We start from the raw sequence: 24,115 nt of genomic DNA on the forward strand, positions 1-24,115 counted from the left end.
ACCACAAACGGTTGAATGCCCAAACAACAAGCAAATGAAATGGATCACAAATAGTTATGGCCGATTTTTATCTGCAATACCACCTGTTTTTTTAAACAAATACGTCGTTGCCGCAATGGCCTTCCTTGTCTGGATGATTTTTTTCGATCAGAACAAATTGACACGTCAGATTGAATTGACCCGAGAAATCAACGAGTTGGAACGAAATAAAGAATACTACACTGAAGAGATCGAAGTGGTCAAAGAAGCACGAGCGGATTTGAATAATAATCTTGAGAAATTTGCTCGGGAAAAATATTTTTTAAAAAAGAGCGATGAAGATGTCTTCATCATCGAAAAGAATTAAATCGCATATGTCAGTATTAGTTAATAAGGATTCAAGAGTTATCGTACAGGGATTTACCGGATCAGAGGGTACTTTCCATGCCGGTCAAATGATCGAATATGGTACGAATGTGGTCGGTGGTGTGACACCCGGTAAAGGCGGACAAACTCATTTAGACCGACCCGTTTTTAATACCGTTCAGGAAGCGGTCGCTGCGACAGACGCGGATGTCTCCATCATTTTTGTACCGCCGGCCTTTGCTTCGGATGCGATCATGGAATCTGCATCGGAAGGGATCAAAACTATTATTTGCATCACTGAGGGGATTCCCGTACAGGACATGGCAAAAGCAAAGGCTTACATTGCTGATTTTGATTGCCGGTTGGTTGGACCAAACTGTCCCGGCGTGATCACTCCGGATGAAGCCAAAGTTGGGATTATGCCTGGATTTGTTTTCAAAAAAGGAAACATCGGTGTGATATCCAAATCTGGTACGTTGACTTACGAAGCCGCTGACCAGATCGTGAAGGCGGGTCTCGGCATCACCACAGCCATCGGAATCGGTGGAGATCCGATCATTGGTACAACGACTCAGCAGGCGGTAGAACTCTTTATGAATGACCCCGAGACCGAAGGCATTGTGATGATCGGAGAAATTGGCGGTAATTTGGAAGCCGAAGCCGCACGATGGTACAAGGAACACGGCACCAAACCGATGGTTGGGTTTATCGCCGGTCAGACGGCGCCGAAAGGCCGGACCATGGGACATGCCGGTGCGATCATCGGTGGTGAGGATGATACTGCAGAAGCCAAAATGGCCATCCTCGAAGAATGTGGTATTACCGTCGTGAAATCACCTGCCGAGATCGGTAGTACGATGAAAGAAGTGATGGGGTAGAAGGGAATAGATGCCACCTTCGCTTTTAAGAGAAGGGGATCACTTTCGCTCAATTTTCGGCGCCCGAAGCAGGACACTTCCCTACTTTGTGACCGGTCATTGGTATTCATCAAAGAATATATATAGTATATGCATGTGAGAAAGAAGGTGTCTTTCCATGCACCGCTACCTGGGGTACGGAATTATTCGTCGTCAATTTTATACCCCAAGTGCGTACTTACCGCTACGGATTATAGCTCGCTTATTCACCACGTCAATCTGTTATGATACATAATATATAGTGTATCAATTGCTTCAATTCCAAAATTGGGCATATTACACAGTCCAATATTGGGTGACGTTTGATTTTTGATTCATACATTTTTAAATGAGATGAGAAAAACTCATCTCATCTCGAGGGACTAAAGTCAGCTTGCCCCGTATGGAATTTGGGGCCGATACAAGGGTTGTAGTGGTTGTTTTCAAGCTTAAGGCTTCCTTGCGTTTGGGGAAAAGGAAGCTTTTTACACAAAATTGTATGATTTAGGTTGCAAAATCGATGGTCGATCCTAGACTACATTCACTCCGATCTGCACCTGTCTAACTGCCACTAATACAATAATCAACGCAAGGTAGGTAAATCAAAAGCCATAAATTATTCGGAGTAGGTACTTCATCAATCATCTTTTTTATTTCAATGCACTTGATCTGCCTTTCACACTGCTCAGATTTTCCATCAATTTCGGGTTTAAGGCATATCGCACAGGCACAGACTCTACATCAACTTCTTACCACTATCTTTGCGAAACGGATAAACTGTTTGTCCACCAAAACGTTGCGGAAAATCCTCATCACCGTGAAATCCCAATTCAATATCCCGACCATCGTGTGGTATGTATGCCGTTCCAAAAAGATAATCCCAAAGACTCAGAGATAGGCCAAAATTCATTCCGTACGGATGATCGTCCGGTAATTCTCGTGCATGGTGCCAGATGTGCATCCTTGGACTGTTGAATATATACCCCAACGGGCCATAGCCCCAGCTGAGATTGGCGTGATTCAGGTGACCGATAAACAAGGCAAACATATGAACCACAATAAACTGTTGGATTCCAAATCCGATCATCGCCAGAGGAATGTATTGCACTGTTTTGTAGATGATCGTTTCCATGAAGTGGAAGCGGAAGTGGGCCGAAAAGCTCATCTCCTTCACGCTGTGATGCACCTTATGGAATTCCCACATCCAGGGTACCGTGTGGAGCATCCGATGCACATTCCACTGAATAAAATCCGCGATCACAAACATGATCAATAATTGCGCCCAGGCTGGGAATTGCTGAACCTCAAAAGCCACTATATTTTCAATCCCAAAGAGTCCGAGGAAATCATTAAAAAGTTCAACCCCGACGTGAGAAAGGGCATTGTATCCGATCAGTGAGAAAAGAAAAAAGTTGAAAAAGATATAAAATACATCCATCCAGAACCCCTTCCGGAAAATGGGTTGGTCTTTGCGCCATGGCAATATAATTTCGAGTGCAAAGACCATCAATGACAAGGTTAGCAGCCAGTAGAAATAATTTTCCCATCCGGGATGCGTGATTTCGTACACGAGGTAGTTCCAGTAGCCAGTGAAAGAACCAAGGATAAGGTCAATGTATTTGTCCATCGATGAAATCTGATTAATTAAGATAACAACGAGCAAAAGGTGCTTATGTTTATAGATTCCATAGGTAACCTTGTATGTGTTTTACGTTATTTGCCCCTTGGAATGTGGGAATTGTCTGGGACGTGGGAGCACCTGCTCCCGCAAAAAACAAAAAATGGAGCTGGGGCTCCATTCTCCCAGGTATATGAGATGCGAGACACATACGTAACTTTAGTTACCTACTTTGCCAAAGCCAAAGTCCTGTCGTAATCAAGTTTAATGTCCAAGATAAACTTTACAAATCCTTTTTATGTAATTTAGCATGAATTAAGGCTTTGACGCCGGAAAAGCAACCTCAATACCGGCAAATGAAGTCTTGTCTAAAGCCACAAAAATCCTCAACAATTGACTTGCGATTTTTATCTTGAAACGAAAATGAAGCTATTATATGCTAAAGGGCATCTTCATCATAATCTTGGCTACTGGAAATCGCGAAAACTATTAATCTATCTTAAATTCGATTTTAAATGAAAAACTTCTTTTTCTCTTTCCCATTACTTTTTTTCGTTTCCGGGCTTTTTGCCCAAACTGATGTAACCATCAATCCCATTGGATTACTTTTTAGTAATATTGGTATTTCAGCGGAACGACCGATCTCCGATAATTTTGGACTGGAAGGCACTGCCAACTTTAGTTTTTCACCCTACAATGTATTTGGTGATGACTTCAGTAGCAATGGGTTTGGCCTTCGCGCTTTGGGAAAATACTATTTTAAGCCCGATCAGGGAATTGATAAATTTAATATCGGTCCTTACGCTCGATTCGGTTATAATTCAATCAATTTTACAGGTGATAAAGTGAAGAATATTCGGCTCGCGGTCGGATTCTATGCGGGGTACAAGTGGGTCTCCAAAGGCCATATTATTTTTGAACTTGGACTGGGATTAGGACGTGCTTTTTTGAATAATTATTCGTCAAATGACGCTTCGTTCGATGCAGGTGACTGGCCTGGATTTAATATTGATGGAACGGGTAAACTAGCTATTGGCTACCGGTTCGGGACACAATAAAAAAACCTCCTGAAATGGATTTTCAGGAGGTTTAACCCATAGAAGGATATTAAATGTTTATCGATTTAAAGCAGTATGATAAGTAATAAAATTACAATTAGTGCACCACCACCAATATAAATACCTCCACTTAATGCTTTGGCTTTTACTGCTTTAATTTCTTTTTTGGTTTCTTTAATTTCTTTTTTGACCTGATCTTTTTCTGCTTTGGTCTCAGCACTTCGTTTGGCGGTTCTTAATTCTTTTACATGCTCTTTGAGCGTCTCATAAGCTTGTTCAAAGTCAGCTTCTGTTTCCAATGCATCAATTTCAATGATTGGATTGGGATCAGTCTTTGCTGTAGCTGGTTGCATACTCAATAATAAAAACAGTAGTGGAAATCCGGCAAGCAAAATTCTTTTGTAATTCATAGGTTGTCAAATTTTAATGATGGATAATAAAAATTTCTTTTATCATCGGTTAATTTAATCAAATTCAATGGTATAATACGGCGCGGTTGGTACAAATAGTGACATTATTCATATGTTATTTAATAGAATTGACATGGCTCCATGTTGTTGGGAAACAGTTAACAGGCAACCGAAGGAGATAAAAAATTGAGTAAAACACTGTATTATCTCATCAAACGATCGTTTTTAGGGTTCCTTCTTTGACCATCTCCCACAGAAAGTTCCAAAAGGATTTGGTTTGGACGCGTTCGATCTTGAGCCCTTTTTTCTCTACCGGGCCGTTTAGTTTATTACGTAGTATAAAATTGAGTATACCAGAGATCCATCGACTCCTTTTGGTGCCGTCCTTTTTCAGCAGATTGATTCGAAGGGCATCGTAATTAATGTACATATCACCAGTGGCGATCGCATTATTGCCCGCAAAATTGAATGCTAATCGATCAATGGCTCCATCGGCTGAGATGTTCAATGCTGGTTTGATAAAATAATTGATCCCCTCAGCTTCGATTCGGGACAGGGTACCGGAAACAAGAAAATCATCTTGTGGATTACTTATGTCGAAGGACCAATCCAAATGAATTTTCGAATTGTCCATAAATCGGCTTTGTGCCGAAATCACGGTTTTAGGAAACTGTGAATGGTTCATGTCTACATTTGACAGGTGAGTGATGTTGGCATTGATCTCCCTGAAGTATACATTTCCAGGTGGTGGATCCTTTTTGGTTTGCAACTGGAAGGTGATGGCAGCATTGGCCACCTCCACACTATCTACCTTCAGCTGTATGGGTAAATTTCGTATCAATCGGCTATACAATGGCTTGAAGTACGGATTGTCCGCTAATCGATTGTCTTTGTACAAATAAAGATCTGCATCGGAGACTTTGACATGAGAGGCCGAGAAACCAATACTGTCTTGATTCAGTAACCAATCTGTGTTCGTTATTTCTGTCCGGGGTATACTGAGATTTACCCAGGCTTTTTCGTGGGGAATATATGCCTGAAATTGATACTTATTGTGTGGGGAGTTAATTGTCAGACTATCGAGCTGGATATAGTCGTTTTTCGCCGTCATATGCGAGACTTTTAAATGGTACAATTCATTCATTCTGTAAAATACGGAGTCGGCGATCAAGTTGTAATTTCCATATGAAAAAGGGATGGAGTTTTTCATGGTCGCAGAATCTATGCGTATATTTTCCATTTCAAACCTGGGGAGCTGGCACGAAATTGAAAACTTTGATTGGTCTTGTTTGAAGTACTGAAAAGTTCCATTGGTGAGATCTGCATTTTTGATCAATATGCTCTTGATTGGAGCAGGTTTTTGAGAGTTCTGTTTTTGGCTGACCGTATCGATTCGGTTTTGGTAAAGGATCGTCGTTGGATTATTTATATGAACGTGTCCGATTTCAAGTTCTTTTCGAAGGATATAAGAAACCAATGAAACATCTGAAATGAGAAGCCGATCCATTTGGATGTCTTTGGACTGGTCATCCCTCCATCGAGGGTTTTTGATATCAACTCGATTTGAGAATATGTTTACATCAACTGATTCATAATGGAGGTAGCCCTCCCGGACCTGCTGATCCAGCAATGATCTGATTTTACTTCCCACCCATAGGTTGGCGCCCCACAAGCCCCCTCCTATGATGATCAGGATTCCGGTCAGAACAACTATTTTTCGACGGGTTATTTTCATTCTATTTCATTCCACAGTGTTTGCCCATGGAAAAGGTAGTACATTTTAGAGTGGTATAAATTGGCTGATATGATTATGAAGTTCATATCTTGTGATGAAAGATAAAATAATTTTCTACTTTCAATGTGCTAAAACGGATCATTTATGAAGTTGTATTTTCTTTTTTTGATAAGTTGGGTATTTATTGGATTTTCCACTGCTCATTCCCAGACCATCGACGGCAAACCCATTGCTGAGATAGAAGGCGCCTATCTGGAGGTAGTCCTGTCGAACCAGTTGTTTGGCGGACAGGTACGGGTTATGGTCGATTACGGTCAATTAAACAATCCCTGGATTTTTAAACGATCTCAAGTGAAGGATTCCAATGGACAGGAGGTTCGGTTTCATTCTTTGGTTGAAGTATTAAATTATTTCCATCAATTTGATTATAAACTGGTTTCTTCCCTGGAGTCTGAAGAGACCCTGGCTCGATATGTACTATACAGAGATCCCAACCGGAACAGCATCCTCTATCCATCTCATAATGTAGGGGACAAGGGGCAATTGGTAAAAACCGGCGCAGACCAACTCGAGAAATACCTCCCCCTCCTTCGCGGAAAAAAAGTAGGTATTCTTGGTAATCAGACCTCTGTGGTCGGAGACCGGTATCATCATTTGGTTGATGTGTTGCTCGAAAATGATATTGATGTCCGGTTTGCTTTTGCGCCCGAGCATGGTTTTCGAGGTAAGATCGAACGGGGAGAGAAAGTGAGCAAAGACGTGGATGTCAAAACGGGGATCACCCTCCATTCATTGTATGGGAAAAATGCGAAAGCAGATTCTATCGTGGCTTCGGCGGATATCATGATTTACGATCTTCAGGATGTCGGAGCCCGGTTCTATACATACATCACATCGCTTCATCGATTGATGCAACTGTGCGTCGACGTGGACCGGCCGCTGCTGGTGCTGGATCGACCCAATCCCAACGGAGATCAGGTGAATGGGCCGGTGCGGAAAAGCGATAAATTCAAATCCAATGTCAGTTACCACAAAATAGCCATGGTGCATGGCCTGACCGTGGGCGAGTTGGCACATATGATCAATGGAGAGGGCTGGCTGGACGGTGGAGCCCAATGCGATGTAACCGTCATTCCTGTGGAAGGATATACCCATGCCACATTCTATGAACCTCCGGTCATCCCGTCACCGAGCCTGCCCAATTATTTGTCCATTCGGCTGTATCCTTCGCTCTGTTTGTTCGAAGGAACAGACATTAGTGTGGCGCGCGGAACCGATTTTCCATTTCAGGCGATTGGGTATGCCAATCCGGTTTTTGGTGACTTTACCTTTGTGCCCGGATCGCGGGAAGGCATGTCTGCTCATGTGGAACAACAAGGTAAGAAGTGTTATGGCGTTGATCTGAGGGATGTCGATGCCGAAAAATGGACGTTTAATCTTCGGCATTTTATCGATTTCTACCAAAAGGCTCCATTCAAGGAAAGTTTTTTCTCGAGACCAGAATTTTTTGATAAACTGGCTGGCAATGACACACTTCGAAAAAAAATAAAAGAGGGTTGGAGCTATGATCAGATCGAAGCCAGTTGGCAGGATGAATTGGATGCATATAAGAAGATGCGGAAGAAGTATTTGCTTTATGAGGACTTTGACTAGCGGCGTTAGGGATGAATGAAAATGATTATCTTGTACAGAGCAACCCTTGAAATATGGCTTAACCTTAGTCCGCATCGCGGACGTTAGATCATAGCCAGGGTCGTGAGACCCTGGATTGAGTTGTACTAGTAATTTAAGCCCCCTTTGGGGACGACAGACACAAAATAATTACTATCACACAAAACATTTACATTATTCCAAATACCTTTTCATAACTCTACATTCATCATAAAAGTTCAGTAAAATATCGAGAGCTTTCATAACACCTGAGTATGGACAAAGGCTTTTCCACTACCTCACTAATAAAGGGGGTACCGATGAATATCTACTTCACGTGCCTTGAGTTGAAACAGTAAATTATACAAACCGAAAAACGTTCGGTGCATATATATGAAGTGTTTGGAGCCCCGGTTGGCGTTCATTTTTCTCAATGCTTTGTCTTTGGACATCTTTTCGCCAAACTGGTAGAGTTGATTAAAAAACGCTTCATCCGAAAAATCAAAGTATTTTTGGCAGAATGGCTTGGAAAACAGCGTGATCATGGTGTGAAAGATAGATTTAAAAAACTCAATCTCAGTGGGTGAATCATCTTCCCGTAAGATATCCAACTGCCAGAGTTTTTCCTCAAAAATGATTTTATCATGCAGGGTATCCCCTTTGACTAGGTCAAAATAAGGTTGGTAGAAGTCTTCAGGGATCTCCTTCATGCATCCGAAGTCAAGCGCTATAAGTTCCTCCGTATCTGATACCAGAAAGTTGCCAGGATGTGGGTCGGCGTGAACTTTTCGCAATGAATGGATCTGGTACATATAGAAATCCCATAGCGTCTGACCGATTTTGTCCCGTACAGCCTGTGTCGGTTCAGGATTTTGTTCCAAAAATTCAGAAAGATGCTTGCCTTCCATCCAGTCCATGGTGATGATTCGCTCACACGACAGATCTTCATAATAATCAGGAAACCGTAAATGTGGAAGATGGGCACAGCTTTCCCGCACCGCCTTGCTTTGTTTTATTTCAAGTAAATAGTTGGTCTCTTCCAGTAACTTATCCTCGACCTCTTGAAAATACTTCCCGGAATCCTTTCCACGAAGATTGAACAGTTGCATGGCGAGTGGTTTGACCATCGTCAAATCCGATACGATACTGTCGGCTACCCCGGGATATTGGATTTTTACCGCAAGTTTTTTGTGGTCCTTCTCCGCATAGTGGACTTGTCCGATACTGGCGGCATGAACAGAAACAGGGCTAAACACATCGTAAATGTCTTCGGGATTTTTACCAAAGTATTTTCGGAAGGTCTTTCGAACTAAAGGGGTAGAAAGGGGCGGGACGGAGAATTGAGACAGAGAAAATTTTTCAACAAACTGCTCTGGGAGAATGCCCTGCTCCATACTGAGCATCTGAGCTACTTTGAGTGTGCTGCCTTTCAGGTTGCTAAATCCTTCATAAATGTCTTCGGCATTGCTTTCATTTAAGGTTTCACGGGCTTTTTGTTCTCCTTTTGTCAATTTGTCCCCATAATACTTCAGATAGTTCACGCCAACTTTCGCTCCGGTTTTGGCTAGTTGAGAAGCTCGGGCAATTTTGGATTTGGGAATATGGTTAATGGTCTTCACGGAGAAAATATTATAGTGCTTATAAAAATCAAAGAACGGTCAGTACGTTGGCTTAGGAGGTGAATGATCGTTCATGCAGAATGAATTTACCGAAATCCAGGAGTCTGCGAATGGGCCTTACATTCATTAATTCAAAACTGGTATTCACTGCTTTTTCGATGAAGACATCTGTTTTCTCAAATCCGGGTGAACTGTCTTCCAACCAGAACTTCAGTGTCGTGATCAGCTGTATCCACGCAGATTCTTCCAATGCCTTTTGTTGGAGCGAATTTAACTGGCCATGGTTAAGATCGAGTGTGTCAATATCGAGATCATGAATCATTGCTTTAAAGGCCTTTCGCAACGAACGAAGTTTCTTAAGACTTTTCATCGACGGTGCCTTTCCGATACTGACCAACACAAAGCTTCGGTTTGCGGTCAAATTTTCAAAAAAAGTGTAGTAGAAAGTTAATAACTTTTCACGAGCGTCTGCTTCTTCCCAATCATCTGATTGTTGGATCAGTGTGTAAGAATGATGGAAAATATGCTCATAAAAAGCGGCTTCCACGCTTGGAAATGAACCAAAGAAGTTATAAAATTCAGCTTCCGTGAATTTATTTTCCTTTGCAAATGCATAGACAGAAGGTGGTTCCTGGCCATGTTCCAGAAGGTGCTCTGTATACAACTCAATGATGCGGTCTTTTGAAATCTCTTTTTTCTGCTTTGCCATGATTTTTATTTCATTATGAAACACAGGAAGTACTCCATTGTTCTCGCATTTGGATCGAAAATAATCGCACGGTTGCAGAGGAATAGGAGATTGATTCTCTGGTTCGGTTTGCACTATTGAAGTGTTTCATAAATTCTTATTTCTTATTTTCCACCTTACCTTGATGCTAAGCATGAAGGAAAATGACCCCGGAGTGGGTCATAGTATATTAGCAACTAGCATAATCAAATTATCTCCGACCTCGGAGAGGTCGCACTATCCCTTCATATTCTTTTCAACTTTGGCATAGCCCAAAGTTGAGCAAAACCCTAGGAAAAATGATGACTTACGCACATTCTTGCTCCCACACAAAAACAAAAAATGGAACTGGTGCTCCATTCTCCAAGGTTTATATGGGGGACTAAACACGTACCACCTGGGGATGGAAGCGTTAGATACTAGCTATACATTATTTATGATTTCTGTACATTAGTGTTGTGAATCAGAATTCTATATGTTTAAATAAATGCGCTTCCAGATCCCTACGGGCTCACGAATCGCAGATTGAGCCAGGCGATTCGTGAGACTTGGCTATAATATGTGTCCTTAATTGCCGACAGACAAGCGTGAAACGATCTGGAAGCGCCTGGATTAATTATTATGATTTATAAATGGAATACTCGCTACAATAGATGATCTGCCAAAGACCCGAAAAGGGGTGATCTTTTTGGTGGAGATTCTGTTGCATAGTTAGATAGAACTACTTTTCTTCATAAAAACAGAAATTGATGCAAAAATTAAAAGTGTATTTGTCCGGTGAAATCCATACGGACTGGCGGGATCAGATCAAATCAGGATGTGAAAAACAGGGGTTGAATGTGACATTTTCATCACCGGTCACAGATCATCCGGCGAGTGATGCAGCGGGCGATATTCTGGAACCGGAATCGGAGGGGTTTTGGCGAGATCACAAGTCGGCCAAAGTCAATGCGATCCGAACCAGGACGTTGATCGAAGATTGCGATATTGCGGTCATTCGTTTTGGCGATAAATACAAACAGTGGAATGCAGCGTTTGATGCCGGTTATTGTGCAGCTTTGGGAACCCCTTACATTACCCTGCACGATGAAGACATTATTCATCCGCTTAAAGAAGTGGATGCCGCTGCACATGCCTGGGCAACGACTCCGGATCAAGTCGTAGAGCTTTTGCAATACGTCATGGGTTAAAACTTCTGTTATTTATTGAACTGGAGGGTATATAAATCCTTGCGTCGATCTTTTAGATTTCTGACGCTTCCGTAATTATGCAGTTGTTTCAGAAGATCCAGATCCAGGTCGGCGATCAGGATCATTTCAGTATTGGGTGTAGCTTCTGCTTTGATGCCATTTGCCGGAAAAGAGAAGTCACAGGGGGTAAATACGGTAGCCTGAGCGTACTGAATATCCATGTTGTGTACTTTGGGCAGGTTGCCAACGCTACCAGCGATGGCCACATAACATTCATTCTCAATGGCCCGAGCCTGTGCACAATGCCGAACGCGAGAATACCCATTTTGGGTGTCTGTGAGAAAGGGTACAAAAAGCATCTGCATGCCTTCTTCGGCAAGGGTGCGGGCTAATTCCGGGAACTCCACATCGTAACAAATCAGGATGCCGACCTTTCCACAGTCTGTATCGTAGGTCTGTAAATGATTGCCCCCTTTAAGCCCCCAGGACTGGACTTCATCGGGTGTGATATGTAATTTTTCATACTGATCTGTTTTTCCGTCACGATGGCAAAGGAAGCCTACATTGTACAGCTGGTCATTTCGCATCTGGGGCATACTTCCTGTGATGATATTGATGTTGTAATTGATGGCCAGTTGGCTAAATTTATTTTTGACCTGATCGGTGTATTGTGCCAGTTTTCGAATGGCGCCGGCCACGGTCAGATCATTGAAATTGGCCATCAATGGGGCGATAAAATATTCGGGAAACAACACAAAGTCTGATTGGTAGTCTGCCACGGCATCCACAAAATACTCGATCTGTTCAAATACTTCTTCCAAGGTGGTGTAAGATCGCATTTGCCATTGGACGAGTCCGATACGAACAACACCATGGTCTGTGTGCTGGCTTCCGGCTTCCTTTTTATTTGGCTTTTGATAGTAAATGTTATCCCACTGCAACAGGATCGCATATTCCATGGATTGGGTATCTCCAGGCATATAATCTTTGATGATCTTTTTGACGTGGAAGTCATTGGACAACTGAAAATTGAGCACCGGATCATGGATTTCTTTATTTCTGACCTTTTTGGATGTACTCTTTAACATTCATGGATTCGGCGTGCTCAAAATACCCTGGAATCCGCCCGCCAAAAATGATCGCCCGAAGGTTGAGATTTTCGCACAGCTCTTTTCGTGCATCATAAAGTCGACGTCCCATCCGCATACCCCGGTATTCCTGGTGCATAAACACATCGATTCCATAAAGCACACTTCCCTCCGGATCGTGGGTCGAAAATGTATCATTGGCTGTGATTTCCATATAGGTATGCTCATCGCCAAATTTTTCATAATCAACGATGAGCGACAATGCACTTCCGACTACTTTTCCGTCCACGACAACGACAAATTGACCTTCCGGAAATTTTTTGATCAGTGTACGGATCTGTTCCTCCGTCCAACTCACGTCGGTCCATTGGGGGTAAGCTTCCTTCATGGACTGTGTCAGTTCTTTAAAATCTGAGATTTTCAGATTGCGGATTTCTATGGAGGCGTGTTCAGTGATGGGCAGGTTAGTCATGTGATGTGTTTATTGTATTTTGCAATGGCTACGGCAAGCTTTCCGGGAAAATGTGGATGGCGCTTTATTTTGCTATCATCCGATCATGCAAAGCTCTAATTTTATTGTTTAAATCGCGTCGTTCACTTTCAATATTATTAAATGAAGGATACAACTAAACGTTCTACACGGTCTTTTTTTTATGTTTTACTCCTTCAAAATCGCAATTGTTGGGAGCAATAACCTTATTGACAACCGGCAGTTATTATTGGGGCAGGATAGCCAAGCTGATCCGGGAAAGAAGGAATCCCATAAATCACTCAGGAAAAGAAGGTTTTCATCGCATCCGCACTGGATGTCTGAGCTGGGGATCCACTACGTATGGGTGTGCTGGGCGGTGGTAGACGGATTCTGTGGTTCAAGCATAAAAAAATGTATAATTATTGGCAAATAATTTTTTGATATCGAATCATATACTATATTTGCAATCGCTTTCGAAAAATATGTTCGGGGTGTGGCGCAGTCCGGTTAGCGCACCGCGTTTGGGACGCGGGGGCCGCAGGTTCGAATCCTGCCACCCCGACAAATAAAAAAAGCCTTGGCAGATTGCCAGGGCTTTTGTGTTTCCAGGCGATCCAAACTCTGTTTGAGAGCGTATGGAAACACAAAATCTTAACGTGACGAAGGAACGTGGAGGCTTTTTTCATTTTCCTCCCCCACCTACAGGATCAGCGTATTTTACCAGTATATTATATTTAAAAGATAATTGGAGCTCATCCTGCCACCCCGACAAATAAAAAAAGCCTTGGCAGATTGCCAGGGCTTTTGTGTTTCCAGGCGATCCAAACTCTGATTGGGCGTGCTCTGAAACACAAAAATCACTTGCAACTTGGGGGCGGACAGGCCTTTTTCAAGTTTCTTCCCATTTTCAGGATCAGCCTAATTTGGAACCTTACATCTATTAACTCTATAGGGAGCTGTTCCTTTCATCCCGATAAATTACAGAACGAAATCCTACATTGGGATTCAGGTTATATTTACCTTTTCGGTCTGATTGATTCTCACATACTTTGCCTCAAAAATGAATTACTTTTCAGGGTGTGGACGTAATATATTTACGCAATCATTCATACGATATCCGAAGAATATGTATTAGTTTGGCCCCACAAAAATTCACTGTATTTTCCAGTTCCTAACAAACCATTATCCAATACCCATTAATTGTCAGGAACCTTGATTTTGTAAGAATGAGTTACGCATTTAATAGCTTGACCAACAACGCCTTTGAAAATTTTATTGCTTTTGCTAAGTAAACGGTATATGGGTACAACGATTGACAGAATATGATAGACTACACACATTGTACTATTGAGAGCGTGGCGGTGCACAGAGTGGGGAACAAGACCAATGGAGAAGACCTACGATGTTCAAAAAAGCTGCTTGACATCTCCGATCTAAAGCTCCGGGAGCTGCTTGCCCGCTTTTTTATTAAGCCTTTTAAGACCCCGGAATTTTATAATTTGACCTTTTCCAATGAAGACTTTAGGCTGAATCCTATATTCAGTTTTGCAAGTACCATCTTTGAAGATTCAACATCACTTCACGATACCTCCGTAAGCATAGCCAAGCAGTTGTTCGAGGTCTCCAGTCACCCGCATATAAAACCAGGTGATTTGTTTGTGGCGAAGTTCTCGAATATCGAACTGGACGGAAGTCCTGCTGAAGCGATTGGTATTTTCAAATCGGAGAACCAACATTCATTTTTAAAATTTGAAGATGAAACAGATGAATTTCACCTGACGTATGAGGATGGTATCAATATCGATAAACTGGACAAGGGGTGTTTGATCTTTAACGAGGACAAAGCGGAAGGATATAAAGTCTGTATTATTGATAAATCCAACAAATCAAATGAAGCGCAGTATTGGAAAGATACGTTCCTTCACCTAAAACCATGCAACGACGATTACCATTCGACCAAAGATTTTCTGAACATCACCAAACAGTACCTGACCACGCAGGTTTCGGAAGAGTTTGAAATACAGAAAGCAGACAAAATTGATTTGCTCAATAAGTCGGTGGAATACTTTAAGTCACATGATTCGTTCGATAAAGAAGAGTTTGAAAACGATGTATTCAGTGATAATGAATTGATAGAGTCATTCCGGAATTTTGATGATCAGTATAGAGAAACCAATGACATACCTCATCAGGATAATTTTGAAATTTCATCGCACGCTGTAAAGAAACAGTCAAAAGGTTTTAAGAGTGTTCTGAAATTGGACAAAAACTTCCACATTTATATTCATGGGGACAGAAATCAAATAGAACACGGAATAGACCCTGATGGAAGGAAATATTATAAAGTATATTACACCCATGAGCAATAGGGCTCGCAAATAACAAGGTGTGATTGGAATATAGCCTGTATTATTCATGATAATGAAGTATATATCGTTCTAAAATGCCGATTTATGGGTTGTGGTGAATAGTTTAGGGTGGAGCTCCTATGAAAGGGGAAGTACAACTTATTGTTTCATCAAAGACGGTTTAGAAAATGAATTGGATAAAGAAAGGCAATCAGCTCCGTAAAAAGATATTAGAATTTGAGGATAGGCGATTACTATTCAACTGTTTCTCAATGCGGGACTTGTGGATGAAATTATTGATCACTCTGATTTCAATTTTTTATTTTACGACATTGAATTATGCCCAAACGGTAGATACGATTTATTTGTGGCCGGATAAAGTACCTGGTGAAAATAAGCCAAAACATGAACCTAAACAAACTGCAAATACAAGTGGCCATGTTGTTCGGTTAACCGACGTTACGAACCCAGCTGTAATGGTCTTTAAACCAAAAGCTTCTCTTAATAATGGTGCCGGAGTTATTGTTTGTCCAGGCGGAGGTTATAGAATACTCGCGATGGATAAGGAGGGTTATGAAATAGCGGAATGGCTCAACACACTTGGTTTTACTGCTTTTGTATTGCAATATCGCGTACCAAATAAACCAAAGGAAGCTTTGTATGATATTCAAAGGGCAATCAAAGTAATTCGTAGCATGGCACCTGAATGGCGTCTGAATACGAGCAAGTTAGGTGTTCTTGGTTTCTCGGCTGGGGGAGATTTAAGCGCTCTTGCAAGCACAAGGTATAATATAGAATCTTATCCAAAGATGGATAGTATTGATTCCATATCGTGCCGTCCTGATTTTGCTCTACTAGTCTATGCTGCATATCTAGATAAAGGAATCAATCGAAGCCTTAGGCCTGAATTATTGGTCGACCGTAATACACCTCCTATGTTTATCTTTGGAACTGCTGATGACAGTCACGGAAACAGCTCCTTAGTCATGGCGACTGCATTAAGGGATAATAAAATACCAGTTGAATTGCATTTATTACCAGAAGGAGGTCATGGGTATGGTATGCGGACTGGAAATATTGCAGCTGAGACTTGGCCTGCTTTAGCAGAAATTTGGTTGCAAAAAGTAGTAAACAATGAGTAAGCCATTGCGACTATGTTCGTTACTTCGGCTCACTTTGTAAGGTAGGTGGGGTGGATGGGCGGTACGAATAGAAATTTGCCCGGAAAGAGCACAATATTCCGTTTCCTCGATCCACTGGTTACATCTCGGGTAGTAAGTTTTTTTTCTTCAAAAAATCAATGCATATTTACATGGAATGCTATTGGGCATTCGCTCATGGTAAAGATGGAGGTATAGGCTTATGCCCTAATTTTGCTACGTAAACGCCTAGGGGCTGATTACCCTAGTAGCCACTTGGTGTGGGGATTAGCGTGGGTGGTGCGGTGGTCAAAAGAGACTTTTTGGTGTGAGCTCATTTCTTCATGGCATAAAGACACAAATAAAGTATGAAAGCATCTGATATTAATAAGTATTCACCATTTCAACCCGTATCCTTAAAGGATCGGAAATGGCCCGATCGAAAACTGGAACATGCGCCGATCTGGTGCAGCGTGGATTTAAGAGATGGGAATCAGGCCCTTCCGGTACCCATGAATATAGATCAAAAGGTCAGGCTGTTTAAGAAGTTGGTAGCCATCGGATTTAAAGAGATTGAAGTGGGGTTTCCCTCCGCATCGAATACTGAATTCAACTTTTTAAGAAAATTGGTGGAGGAAGATCTCATTCCTGACGATGTCACCGTTCAGGTGCTTGTGCAGGCTCGTGAACCTCTGATTCGTCGCACCTTTGAAGCGCTGGATGGTGTGAAGCACGCCATAGTTCATCTGTACAATTCCACATCAAAGCTTCAACGCAGGATCACATTTGGCAACGCCACTAAAGATGAAATTAAAGCCATAGCGGTGAATGGAGCCACTTTGATAAAATCACTTTTAGACGAAGTACCCGATACGAACATTACGCTGCAGTATTCACCAGAGAGTTTTTCTGATACGGAAGAAGATTATGCCGTCGAGGTTTGCGAAGCTGTCATGGATGTGTGGCAGCCCACCCCGGAGCACAAAATGATACTCAATCTTCCATCGACCGTCGAATGGAATATGCCCAATACCTATGCAGATCAGATCGAATGGTTTTGCCGGACGATCAAAAACCGCGAATCCATTCTAGTAAGCTTACACACCCACAATGACCGGGGAACCGGCATTGCGGCAACAGAGCTGGGCTTATTGGCCGGCGCTGATCGCGTGGAAGGTACTTTGTTTGGAAATGGAGAACGCACGGGCAACCTGGATCTCGCTACGTTGGCGCTCAATATGAACAGCCATGGGATTGAGACCGGCTTGGACTTCTCTGATATTGATGCGGTACGAAAGATTTATGAAGAAAATACCGGCATGAAGGTTCATGAACGACATCCTTATGCCGGAGAACTGGTGTTTACCGCATTCAGTGGTAGTCATCAGGATGCCATCAAAAAAGGGATGGATCTGAGAGAAGACGAGGATACGCAGTGGGCGGTTCCATATCTGACGATTGATCCTGTGGATATTGGCCGGAGTTATGAAGCCATTATCAGAATCAATAGTCAAAGCGGCAAGGGTGGCGTGGCCTATATCCTGAAGCGGGAATTTGATTATGACTTGCCGAAAAAGATGCATCCTGAGGTCGGGCTGTATATCAATGGTCTGGCAGATCAATATGGCCGGGAGTTGACGTTCAAAGAAATCATGGATGAGTTCCAAAAGGAATTTGTAAACCGCAAAGACGTCATCGATCTCAAGAAATTTGAAATTACGAAAATGACCGAAACCAAAGTTTTGGGTGAAATATCTCTCACTTACAAAGGTGAAAAAATGGAACTCGAAGCGAGGGGAAACGGGCCCATTAATTCGGTGGTGTATGCTTTGAAGCAACAAGGCTGGAAGGACTTCAATGTAGAGCAGTTTCGGTCGCATTCCATCGGTCATAGTTCCGCATCCCTCTCTGTTTCGTATGTTCAGATCTCTTTAAATTCTGATCCGGCGATGCGGTTTTGGGGATGTGGGGTGCATACGAGCATTCGCCGATCGGGGGTCAATGCGCTGATTTCTGCCTATAACCGAGCGCAGGTTGCAAAGGGTAAAACCGGTTGATGGATAGTACTTTTCTTGCGGTGAAAGGGCGTATAAGAAAGACAGGATAGTGGTGAGTATTAATAAAATCTTATGCTTTATTTTCCACTTTGCCTTGACGCAAAGTGGAGCAAAAGTCAAGGAAAAATGAAGGCTTACCCGCTATGCTGCTCCCGCACCCACGCATTTTTCCATAGCAGCCCGCCCGAAGCGAGATCATAAAACCCTAAGAAAATATAGAGAATTAAAAAAATGAGTCCTTGCACGACTTTACCGAGAAATAGGGATAAGTTTACACATATTACATATGTTTTTGTATCAGAAATCGAATACAATGGATAGGTAACAAAGATTACGGAAATCACGGAAAGCCAAATTCAATGAAATCCGTTAGAGACCTGCTCAAGCGGAGCCCGCGACTCAGCCTAGACAAGTTGACAGCGCAAAGGTCTTCAGTGTAACAATGAATGATGCCTACCGACTTTTAGTTGGTATCTACATAGGTTTGTAGTACTTTGGAGCCCGGAAAAAGCTACATTCATTCAAGTGGCGGAAGTCAATATTCCACATTTTACAGGACTACCCGGCCAATTAACAATTAAAACATAATATGAAACCGAAATTTTATCTATTCCTATTATTGGTACTCCCTTTTGTTACTCATGTAGATGCACAGCCGCGTAAACAACTGGTTCAAGTGATCGTATCTCCCGACCACGACGACTGGACCTACGAGGTGGGCGACCAGGCAGAATTTACCATTACAGCATTAAAAAACAATGTCCCGCTTCAGGGGATTGAAGTCAAGTATACCGTACAACCCGATCCGGGGTATCGAACCATGGAGCTATTGGATGAAGGGAGTTTTATCCTAAAACAGGAATCAGTTAAAATTAAGACCGAAAAATTTGATCGACCCGGATTTCTTCGCTTCACGGCAAGCGTGGAAGTGGATGGTAAAAAGTACGCTGCCTATGCTACCGCCGGATTTTCCCCTGAAAAAATTGAACCCACGACCACTTTGCCAGCGGACTTTGAATCATTTTGGAGCAAGGGCAAAGAAGATTTAGCAAAAGTGCCTGTGAATCCAGTTCTGACCCTGATGCCTGAACGAAGCACAGCCAATGTCAACGTCTACCATGTCCGATTGGACAATATTGATGGTAAAATATATGGCATCCTGTGTACCCCGAAAAAGGAGGGGAAGTACCCGGCCATATTGCATGTTCCCGGAGCGGGCATCCGCCCCTATTACGGCGTAGTGTCAGATGCGGAGCAAGGATTTATATCCTTTACGATAGGTATTCATGGCATACCGGTCAACCTGGATAAAAGCGTTTACGATAATCTGATGCAAGGGCCTTTGAAGAATTATATGACCATCAATCTGGACGACAAAGACCATGCGTTTTACAAACGGGTCTATCTGGGGTGCGTAAGAGCTGTGGATTTTATTGAAGGGCTTGATAACTTTGACGGAGAAAATATTGGCGTAACGGGTGGAAGCCAGGGCGGAGCGCTTTCGATTGTTACGGCCGGATTGGATGACCGAATCAGCTACTTGGCCGCCTTTTATCCGGCCCTTTCGGACCTAACCGGTTTTCTGCATCATCGTGCGGGTGGTTGGCCACAACTATTCACAGATGAGTTTACGAATAAACCAGAGAAAATCGAAACTTCGAAGTACTTTGACGTGGTCAATTTTGCTCGGTTTGTGAAAGTGCCCGGATTCTACAGCTGGGGGTACAATGACAATGTCTGTCCACCGACCTCGATGTATGCGGCTTACAATGTACTTCCTGCTGAAAAAGAACTCCATGTATTTCCGGAGACACACCATTGGGCATTCCCTGAGCAACATCAATTGAAAAACAAATGGCTATTTGAGAAACTTAAAAACTGAAGACAGACATTATTAATTAACGGTACGGACACGGTATTGCGTAAATTTCCGGTAAAAAATCCCTTTTTGAAAAAATTCGGAATGTGCATTTGAACTTTAGCATGTAAGTAGGGTACTGTTAAATGTCCCATTGGGGCAAAAGATCTTAGCCTGGGTTGTAAAACACAGGGTCTGGATGATGATATCACTGAGTCCGCCTTTGGCGGACGACAGGTTTATCAGTCGTCCCTATGGGACTCAGTAAATAACTTTCCAATTATCCAGGGTCTAACCACCCAGGCTATGAACTGCCGTCCCCAACTCGTTGGGGACTTTTTTTCCATGGAAATGCTGCTAAGCCTTATAAAATCATTTCCACATGAAATCACAAGATTTGTGAAATTTGTAAAAAATATCGAAATTTCTTGAGCTGACAAGATGATGCATTCCATTTTTTATTTTATTCCCCTCTGATTGAAAATCATGTATGAAAATAGTCTGTCTTTAAATTCTTTTGAAATAACGGAATATGATATTTACACACTTTTTTTTAAAAAAACGACAACAATGAAAGCGATACTCATTCATGAATATGCATACGATGCAGAGATGACTTATACTGAAGTCGAACGACCTGAACCCAAAGCCGATGAAGTGTTGGTGAAGGTGCATGCAGCAGCTGTGAATCCCATCGATTGGAAAATCCGGGGCGGCCGGGGACGTAAATTTGGAATGGAAATGCCTTTGATTTTGGGGGCAGATTTTGCGGGTAGGGTGGAGAAAACTGGCAGCAAAATTGAAAAATTTAAAAGCGGTGATGCCGTTTATGGAAAAATTCTTGTGGGCTGTTATGCTGAATATGTCATTGTGAAGGAAAACGAATTGGTCAGAAAACCGGAAAACTTCGATTTTGAGGAAGCGGCTTCCATTCCCATGGGGGCTTTGACTTCCTGGCAGGCTGTTTTTGATAAAGCTCAATTGAAAAGCGGGCAGAAACTGCTTGTTCACGGAGCTTCCGGGAGTGTGGGCTCCATGGCCGTTCAGATAGCCAAAGCAAAGGGCGCTTATGTTATAGGAACCGCTTCCGGGCACAATCAGGATTTTGTGGAAAGCCTGGGTGTCGATGAATTCGTTGATTATACCTCTACCGCTTTTGAAGATGTAGAAAAAGACGTCGATGTGGTATTGGATCCCATTGGCGGAGATACCCATGAGCGTTCCTACAAGGTCTTGAAAAAAGGAGGGATTTTGGTATCCCTGGTCCAGCAGCCTTCCGATGAACTCATGGAAAAATACCAGGTGAAAGCACTGATCATGGCATCTCAACCCAATCCGGAGCAAATGAATGAAATTACAGAATTGGTGGAGGCCGGAAAAATTAAGACAAAGGTGGGGAAGGTACTTCCTCTTTCGGAAGCTGAAAAAGGATTGCGAATGAGTAAAGAAGGGTCAGTACTAGGGAAGATTGTATTGGTCCCCTAATTAATTTGACAGATCTCGAAGTTTGATAGTTTCCAGTGCGAATTAGCTTCGGAAAACCGGAGCATCTCCATCGGTAAGTCCACCGCGCTGTGAAGCACTGCGGTGCAGCCTCGGATAACCTACCGCTGTGCGTACCTTGGCATGACTGAGACAACTCCCATCTTTGACAAAATATCCCGTGCAAAGCAAGTACGAACAGATCTGAAGCCTGACTCTCGACCATTGAAGTTACGAAATAAAGCCCGTCAAGCCCTTTCTTCTTCACAAACACTTTTACCCAAGAGCTGGAACTCTTGCTTCCCAGCTGCAAAATATGCTAAGTACGAGCTGAAGATCCTACGAACTGTATTTAATCCATGGACTTCAAAAACTTGAACAAGTCGCTGTCTGTTGATAGAATGATGGAGGTTTGTTGATCAAAGGTAGTTTCAAAGGTTTCCATTGATTTTAGAAAAGAATACAAGTCCTTGGACATGTTGGATTGGTTATAGGCGCTCGCATAGATGGCTGCGGCTGCTGCATCGGCTTTACCCTTTATCTTTTCGGCCTGTTCGAAAGCGGTCGATTGTATCGACTTTAGGTCCCGTACCTTTTCCCCGTTTATTCGTGAGGCTTCTCCCTGTCCTTCCGATCTGAATTTATCCGCTATCCGAAACCGTTCACTATTCATTCTTTTGAAGACCTGATCACGCACTTCTTCGACATAATTGAGTCTTTTGATCTTAAAGTCTTTGATCACGATTCCCAAGTCTGATGCACGCTCATTGGCGGTCTTTAAAATCATTTTTTCTATTCTTTCGCGACCCACCGATATATCCACTAATGTATCGGTGGAAGGCTCGGTAATGGTGTCCGTCACGGTCGGTACCCGATTGCTGTTTCGCACCGTCTCTTCCAGATTGTGGTTGGCGATATAATCTCTGGTTTCCCCATCCAATATATCATCCAATCTGGACTGAGCACCTCGTTCATTGGTCAATCTTTTATAAAATTGAAGCGGGTCTGTGATGTGCCAGCGCGCATAGGTGTCAATGAAAATAAACTTCTTATCTTTTGTGGGGATTTGATTGGGATCCCCGTCCCACTCGAGATATCGTTTCTCAAAAACATTCACTTCTTGAATAAAAGGAATTTTAAAATTGATACCCGGTGTGGTCACCGCATTACCAATTGGTCGGCCAAATTGGGTGATGACGACCTGTTCTTTTTCATTAACGATGTATATGCTCGATATGAGGAGAACAACTAACACAGCGATGATGATCCCCGGTATGAAAAATTTATTTTTTGACATGATTAATTTTCTTTTTGAGTGTTTTGTTTCTCCATCTGCATTTGCAACAGGGGAAGTACATTGTTTCCTTTCGAATCGGTGATGATCTTATTGCCAAGTTTGGGTAAGACCTCCTTCATGGTTTCAAGGTAAATTCTACGCCGGGTTACGTCAGGTGCTTTGACGTATTCCGTATACAGATCATTAAATCGGGCGACTTCCCCTTGGGCATTATTGACCCGCTCTGCCGCATAACCTTCCGCTTTTTGGATGGTTTCCTGCGCCTGGCCCTTGGCTTTCGGGATTACTTTGTTGTATTCGGATTTGGCTTCATTGATCAGGGTTTCGCGTTCCTGCTGGGCCTGATTGACTGCATTAAATGCGGCCTTGACCGGATCTGGTGGATTTACATCCTGCAGCACGACCTGATCGATCTTCACACCGAGTGAGTATTCATTGCTCAAACGTTGAATCATGACCTGCGCACTGTTGGCTACTTCGGTTCGACCCACGGTCAGCACTTCATTGACGGTGCGATCACCGACGACTTGTCGCATGGCCGCCTCAGAGATATCCCGCAAGGAACGAACGGGATTCCGCACCTTAAACAGAAAGTTGTATGCACTGTCAATTCGATATTGAACCACCCATTCTACATCTGCCAGATTGAGGTCGCCGGTGAGCATCAAGGACTCATCCTGCGTATTGGATTTTGTGAATTCGGAATTCCTCGAACCACTGCTGGTGGTTCGGAAACCAAATTCCAACTTTTGTTGCCGTTCTACGGGAACCTTATATACGGTTTCCGCAAAGGGCATTTTAAAATTAAGACCCGGATCTACCGTTCTGGTGTATTTCCCAAATCGCGTGATCACTCCCAGTTCCTCCGGTTCGACCTGAAAAAAAGAACTGAATGCAATGATGACCAATATCATCCCGATAATAAAAGGTCTTGCGGTTTTAATTACGGCTTTGATTTTATTTGAATCAGGACGAGGGATGTTAAATTCCTGGTTTTCATTATTATACATTTGTAAGTGATTAGCAATCCGTTAGTAAAAAATGTTTCCGTGGGCAGCCACCTGCCAACTACAAATTTACAAAAAACAGACTGGACTCCCTGTACAATTTCAAGAGAATAAATATT

General features: G+C 42.7%; 17 protein-coding genes, 1 tRNA gene and 1 pseudogene. 11 read left to right on the forward strand and 8 right to left on the reverse strand.

Annotated elements, in window-relative coordinates; genetic code table 11:
- The first annotated feature begins 34 nt into the window (after window positions 1–34).
- Window positions 35–346, forward strand: a complete 312-nt coding sequence (locus tag KUV50_RS14360; RefSeq protein WP_222580866.1) for an FtsB family cell division protein — start codon at window positions 35–37, stop codon at window positions 344–346.
- 7 nt (window positions 347–353) lie between these two features.
- Window positions 354–1,223 (forward strand): succinate--CoA ligase subunit alpha, encoded by an 870-nt coding sequence (gene sucD / locus KUV50_RS14365; protein WP_222580867.1) that lies wholly within the window; start codon window positions 354–356, stop codon window positions 1,221–1,223.
- A gap of 754 nt (window positions 1,224–1,977) precedes the next feature.
- Here sucD and KUV50_RS14370 read toward each other — a convergent pair.
- Entirely contained in the window at window positions 1,978–2,868 is an 891-nt protein-coding gene (locus KUV50_RS14370; RefSeq protein ID WP_222580868.1) for a sterol desaturase family protein, read from the reverse strand.
- 506 nt (window positions 2,869–3,374) lie between these two features.
- Here KUV50_RS14370 and KUV50_RS14375 point away from each other — a divergent pair.
- A complete protein-coding gene (locus KUV50_RS14375) occupies window positions 3,375–3,917 on the forward strand; it encodes a DUF3575 domain-containing protein (protein ID WP_222580869.1) in 543 nt (180 codons plus the stop codon).
- Between the two features lie 65 nt (window positions 3,918–3,982).
- On the opposite strand, the gene KUV50_RS14380 is transcribed toward KUV50_RS14375, so the two are convergent.
- Together KUV50_RS14380 and KUV50_RS14385 are read right to left on the reverse strand one after the other, a co-directional pair.
- Window positions 3,983–4,327, reverse strand: coding sequence for a hypothetical protein (locus KUV50_RS14380; RefSeq protein WP_222580870.1), 345 nt, complete (start codon window positions 4,325–4,327; stop codon window positions 3,983–3,985).
- A 211-nt stretch (window positions 4,328–4,538) separates the two neighbouring features.
- Window positions 4,539–6,062, reverse strand: coding sequence for a hypothetical protein (locus KUV50_RS14385; protein WP_222580871.1), 1,524 nt, complete (start codon window positions 6,060–6,062; stop codon window positions 4,539–4,541).
- 144 nt (window positions 6,063–6,206) lie between these two features.
- On the opposite strand from KUV50_RS14385, the gene KUV50_RS14390 reads away from it, so the two are divergent.
- A complete protein-coding gene (locus tag KUV50_RS14390; protein WP_222580872.1) occupies window positions 6,207–7,715 on the forward strand; it encodes an exo-beta-N-acetylmuramidase NamZ domain-containing protein in 1,509 nt (502 codons plus the stop codon).
- 299 nt (window positions 7,716–8,014) lie between these two features.
- Here KUV50_RS14390 and KUV50_RS14395 read toward each other — a convergent pair whose 3' ends face one another.
- Together KUV50_RS14395 and KUV50_RS14400 are read right to left on the reverse strand one after the other, a co-directional pair.
- Window positions 8,015–9,331, reverse strand: a complete 1,317-nt coding sequence (locus KUV50_RS14395) for an ABC1 kinase family protein (RefSeq protein WP_222580873.1) — start codon at window positions 9,329–9,331, stop codon at window positions 8,015–8,017.
- Window positions 9,332–9,383: 52 nt separating this feature from the next.
- Window positions 9,384–10,040: a TetR/AcrR family transcriptional regulator gene (locus KUV50_RS14400; protein WP_222580874.1), complete on the reverse strand. Its 657-nt coding sequence runs from the start codon at window positions 10,038–10,040 to the stop codon at window positions 9,384–9,386.
- Between the two features lie 767 nt (window positions 10,041–10,807).
- Here KUV50_RS14400 and KUV50_RS14405 point away from each other — a divergent pair.
- Window positions 10,808–11,248, forward strand: a complete 441-nt coding sequence (locus KUV50_RS14405; protein WP_222580875.1) for a YtoQ family protein — start codon at window positions 10,808–10,810, stop codon at window positions 11,246–11,248.
- Window positions 11,249–11,256: 8 nt separating this feature from the next.
- On the opposite strand, the pseudogene KUV50_RS14410 reads toward KUV50_RS14405, so the two are convergent.
- A pseudogene (locus KUV50_RS14410) lies at window positions 11,257–12,808 on the reverse strand (carbon-nitrogen hydrolase family protein).
- A gap of 487 nt (window positions 12,809–13,295) precedes the next feature.
- Between KUV50_RS14410 and KUV50_RS14415 the strand changes: the two are divergent.
- The 6 genes from KUV50_RS14415 (at window position 13,296) to KUV50_RS14440 (ending at window position 21,695) form a co-directional block, all read left to right on the forward strand.
- Window positions 13,296–13,370: transfer RNA gene (locus tag KUV50_RS14415), tRNA-Pro, on the forward strand.
- Window positions 13,371–14,130: 760 nt separating this feature from the next.
- Window positions 14,131–15,177: a nucleoid-associated protein gene (locus KUV50_RS14420; protein ID WP_222580876.1), complete on the forward strand. Its 1,047-nt coding sequence runs from the start codon at window positions 14,131–14,133 to the stop codon at window positions 15,175–15,177.
- A gap of 167 nt (window positions 15,178–15,344) precedes the next feature.
- Entirely contained in the window at window positions 15,345–16,298 is a 954-nt protein-coding gene (locus KUV50_RS14425; RefSeq protein WP_222580877.1) for an alpha/beta hydrolase, read from the forward strand.
- A gap of 365 nt (window positions 16,299–16,663) precedes the next feature.
- Entirely contained in the window at window positions 16,664–18,352 is a 1,689-nt protein-coding gene (gene leuA / locus KUV50_RS14430) for a 2-isopropylmalate synthase (RefSeq protein WP_222580878.1), read from the forward strand.
- A gap of 589 nt (window positions 18,353–18,941) precedes the next feature.
- On the forward strand, window positions 18,942–20,234 hold the full coding sequence (locus KUV50_RS14435) for an acetylxylan esterase (RefSeq protein ID WP_222580879.1): 1,293 nt from the start codon (window positions 18,942–18,944) through the stop codon (window positions 20,232–20,234).
- Between the two features lie 546 nt (window positions 20,235–20,780).
- The gene (locus KUV50_RS14440; RefSeq protein WP_222580880.1) at window positions 20,781–21,695 is read left to right on the forward strand and encodes an NADP-dependent oxidoreductase; all 915 of its coding nucleotides are present in this window, start codon (window positions 20,781–20,783) and stop codon (window positions 21,693–21,695) included.
- A 349-nt stretch (window positions 21,696–22,044) separates the two neighbouring features.
- Here KUV50_RS14440 and hflC read toward each other — a convergent pair whose 3' ends face one another.
- Complete coding sequence (gene hflC / locus KUV50_RS14445) at window positions 22,045–22,989, reverse strand: protease modulator HflC (RefSeq protein ID WP_222580881.1); 945 nt, start codon at window positions 22,987–22,989, stop codon at window positions 22,045–22,047.
- A 2-nt stretch (window positions 22,990–22,991) separates the two neighbouring features.
- Window positions 22,992–23,999 carry an FtsH protease activity modulator HflK gene (gene hflK, locus KUV50_RS14450; protein WP_222580882.1) on the reverse strand — a complete coding sequence of 336 codons (1,008 nt, stop codon included), beginning with the start codon at window positions 23,997–23,999 and terminating at the stop codon, window positions 22,992–22,994.
- Window positions 24,000–24,115 lie beyond the last annotated feature (116 nt).

This window comes from Membranihabitans marinus (genome assembly GCF_019802045.1).
In the GTDB taxonomy this organism is placed as follows: domain Bacteria; phylum Bacteroidota; class Bacteroidia; order Chitinophagales; family Saprospiraceae; genus Membranihabitans; species Membranihabitans marinus_A.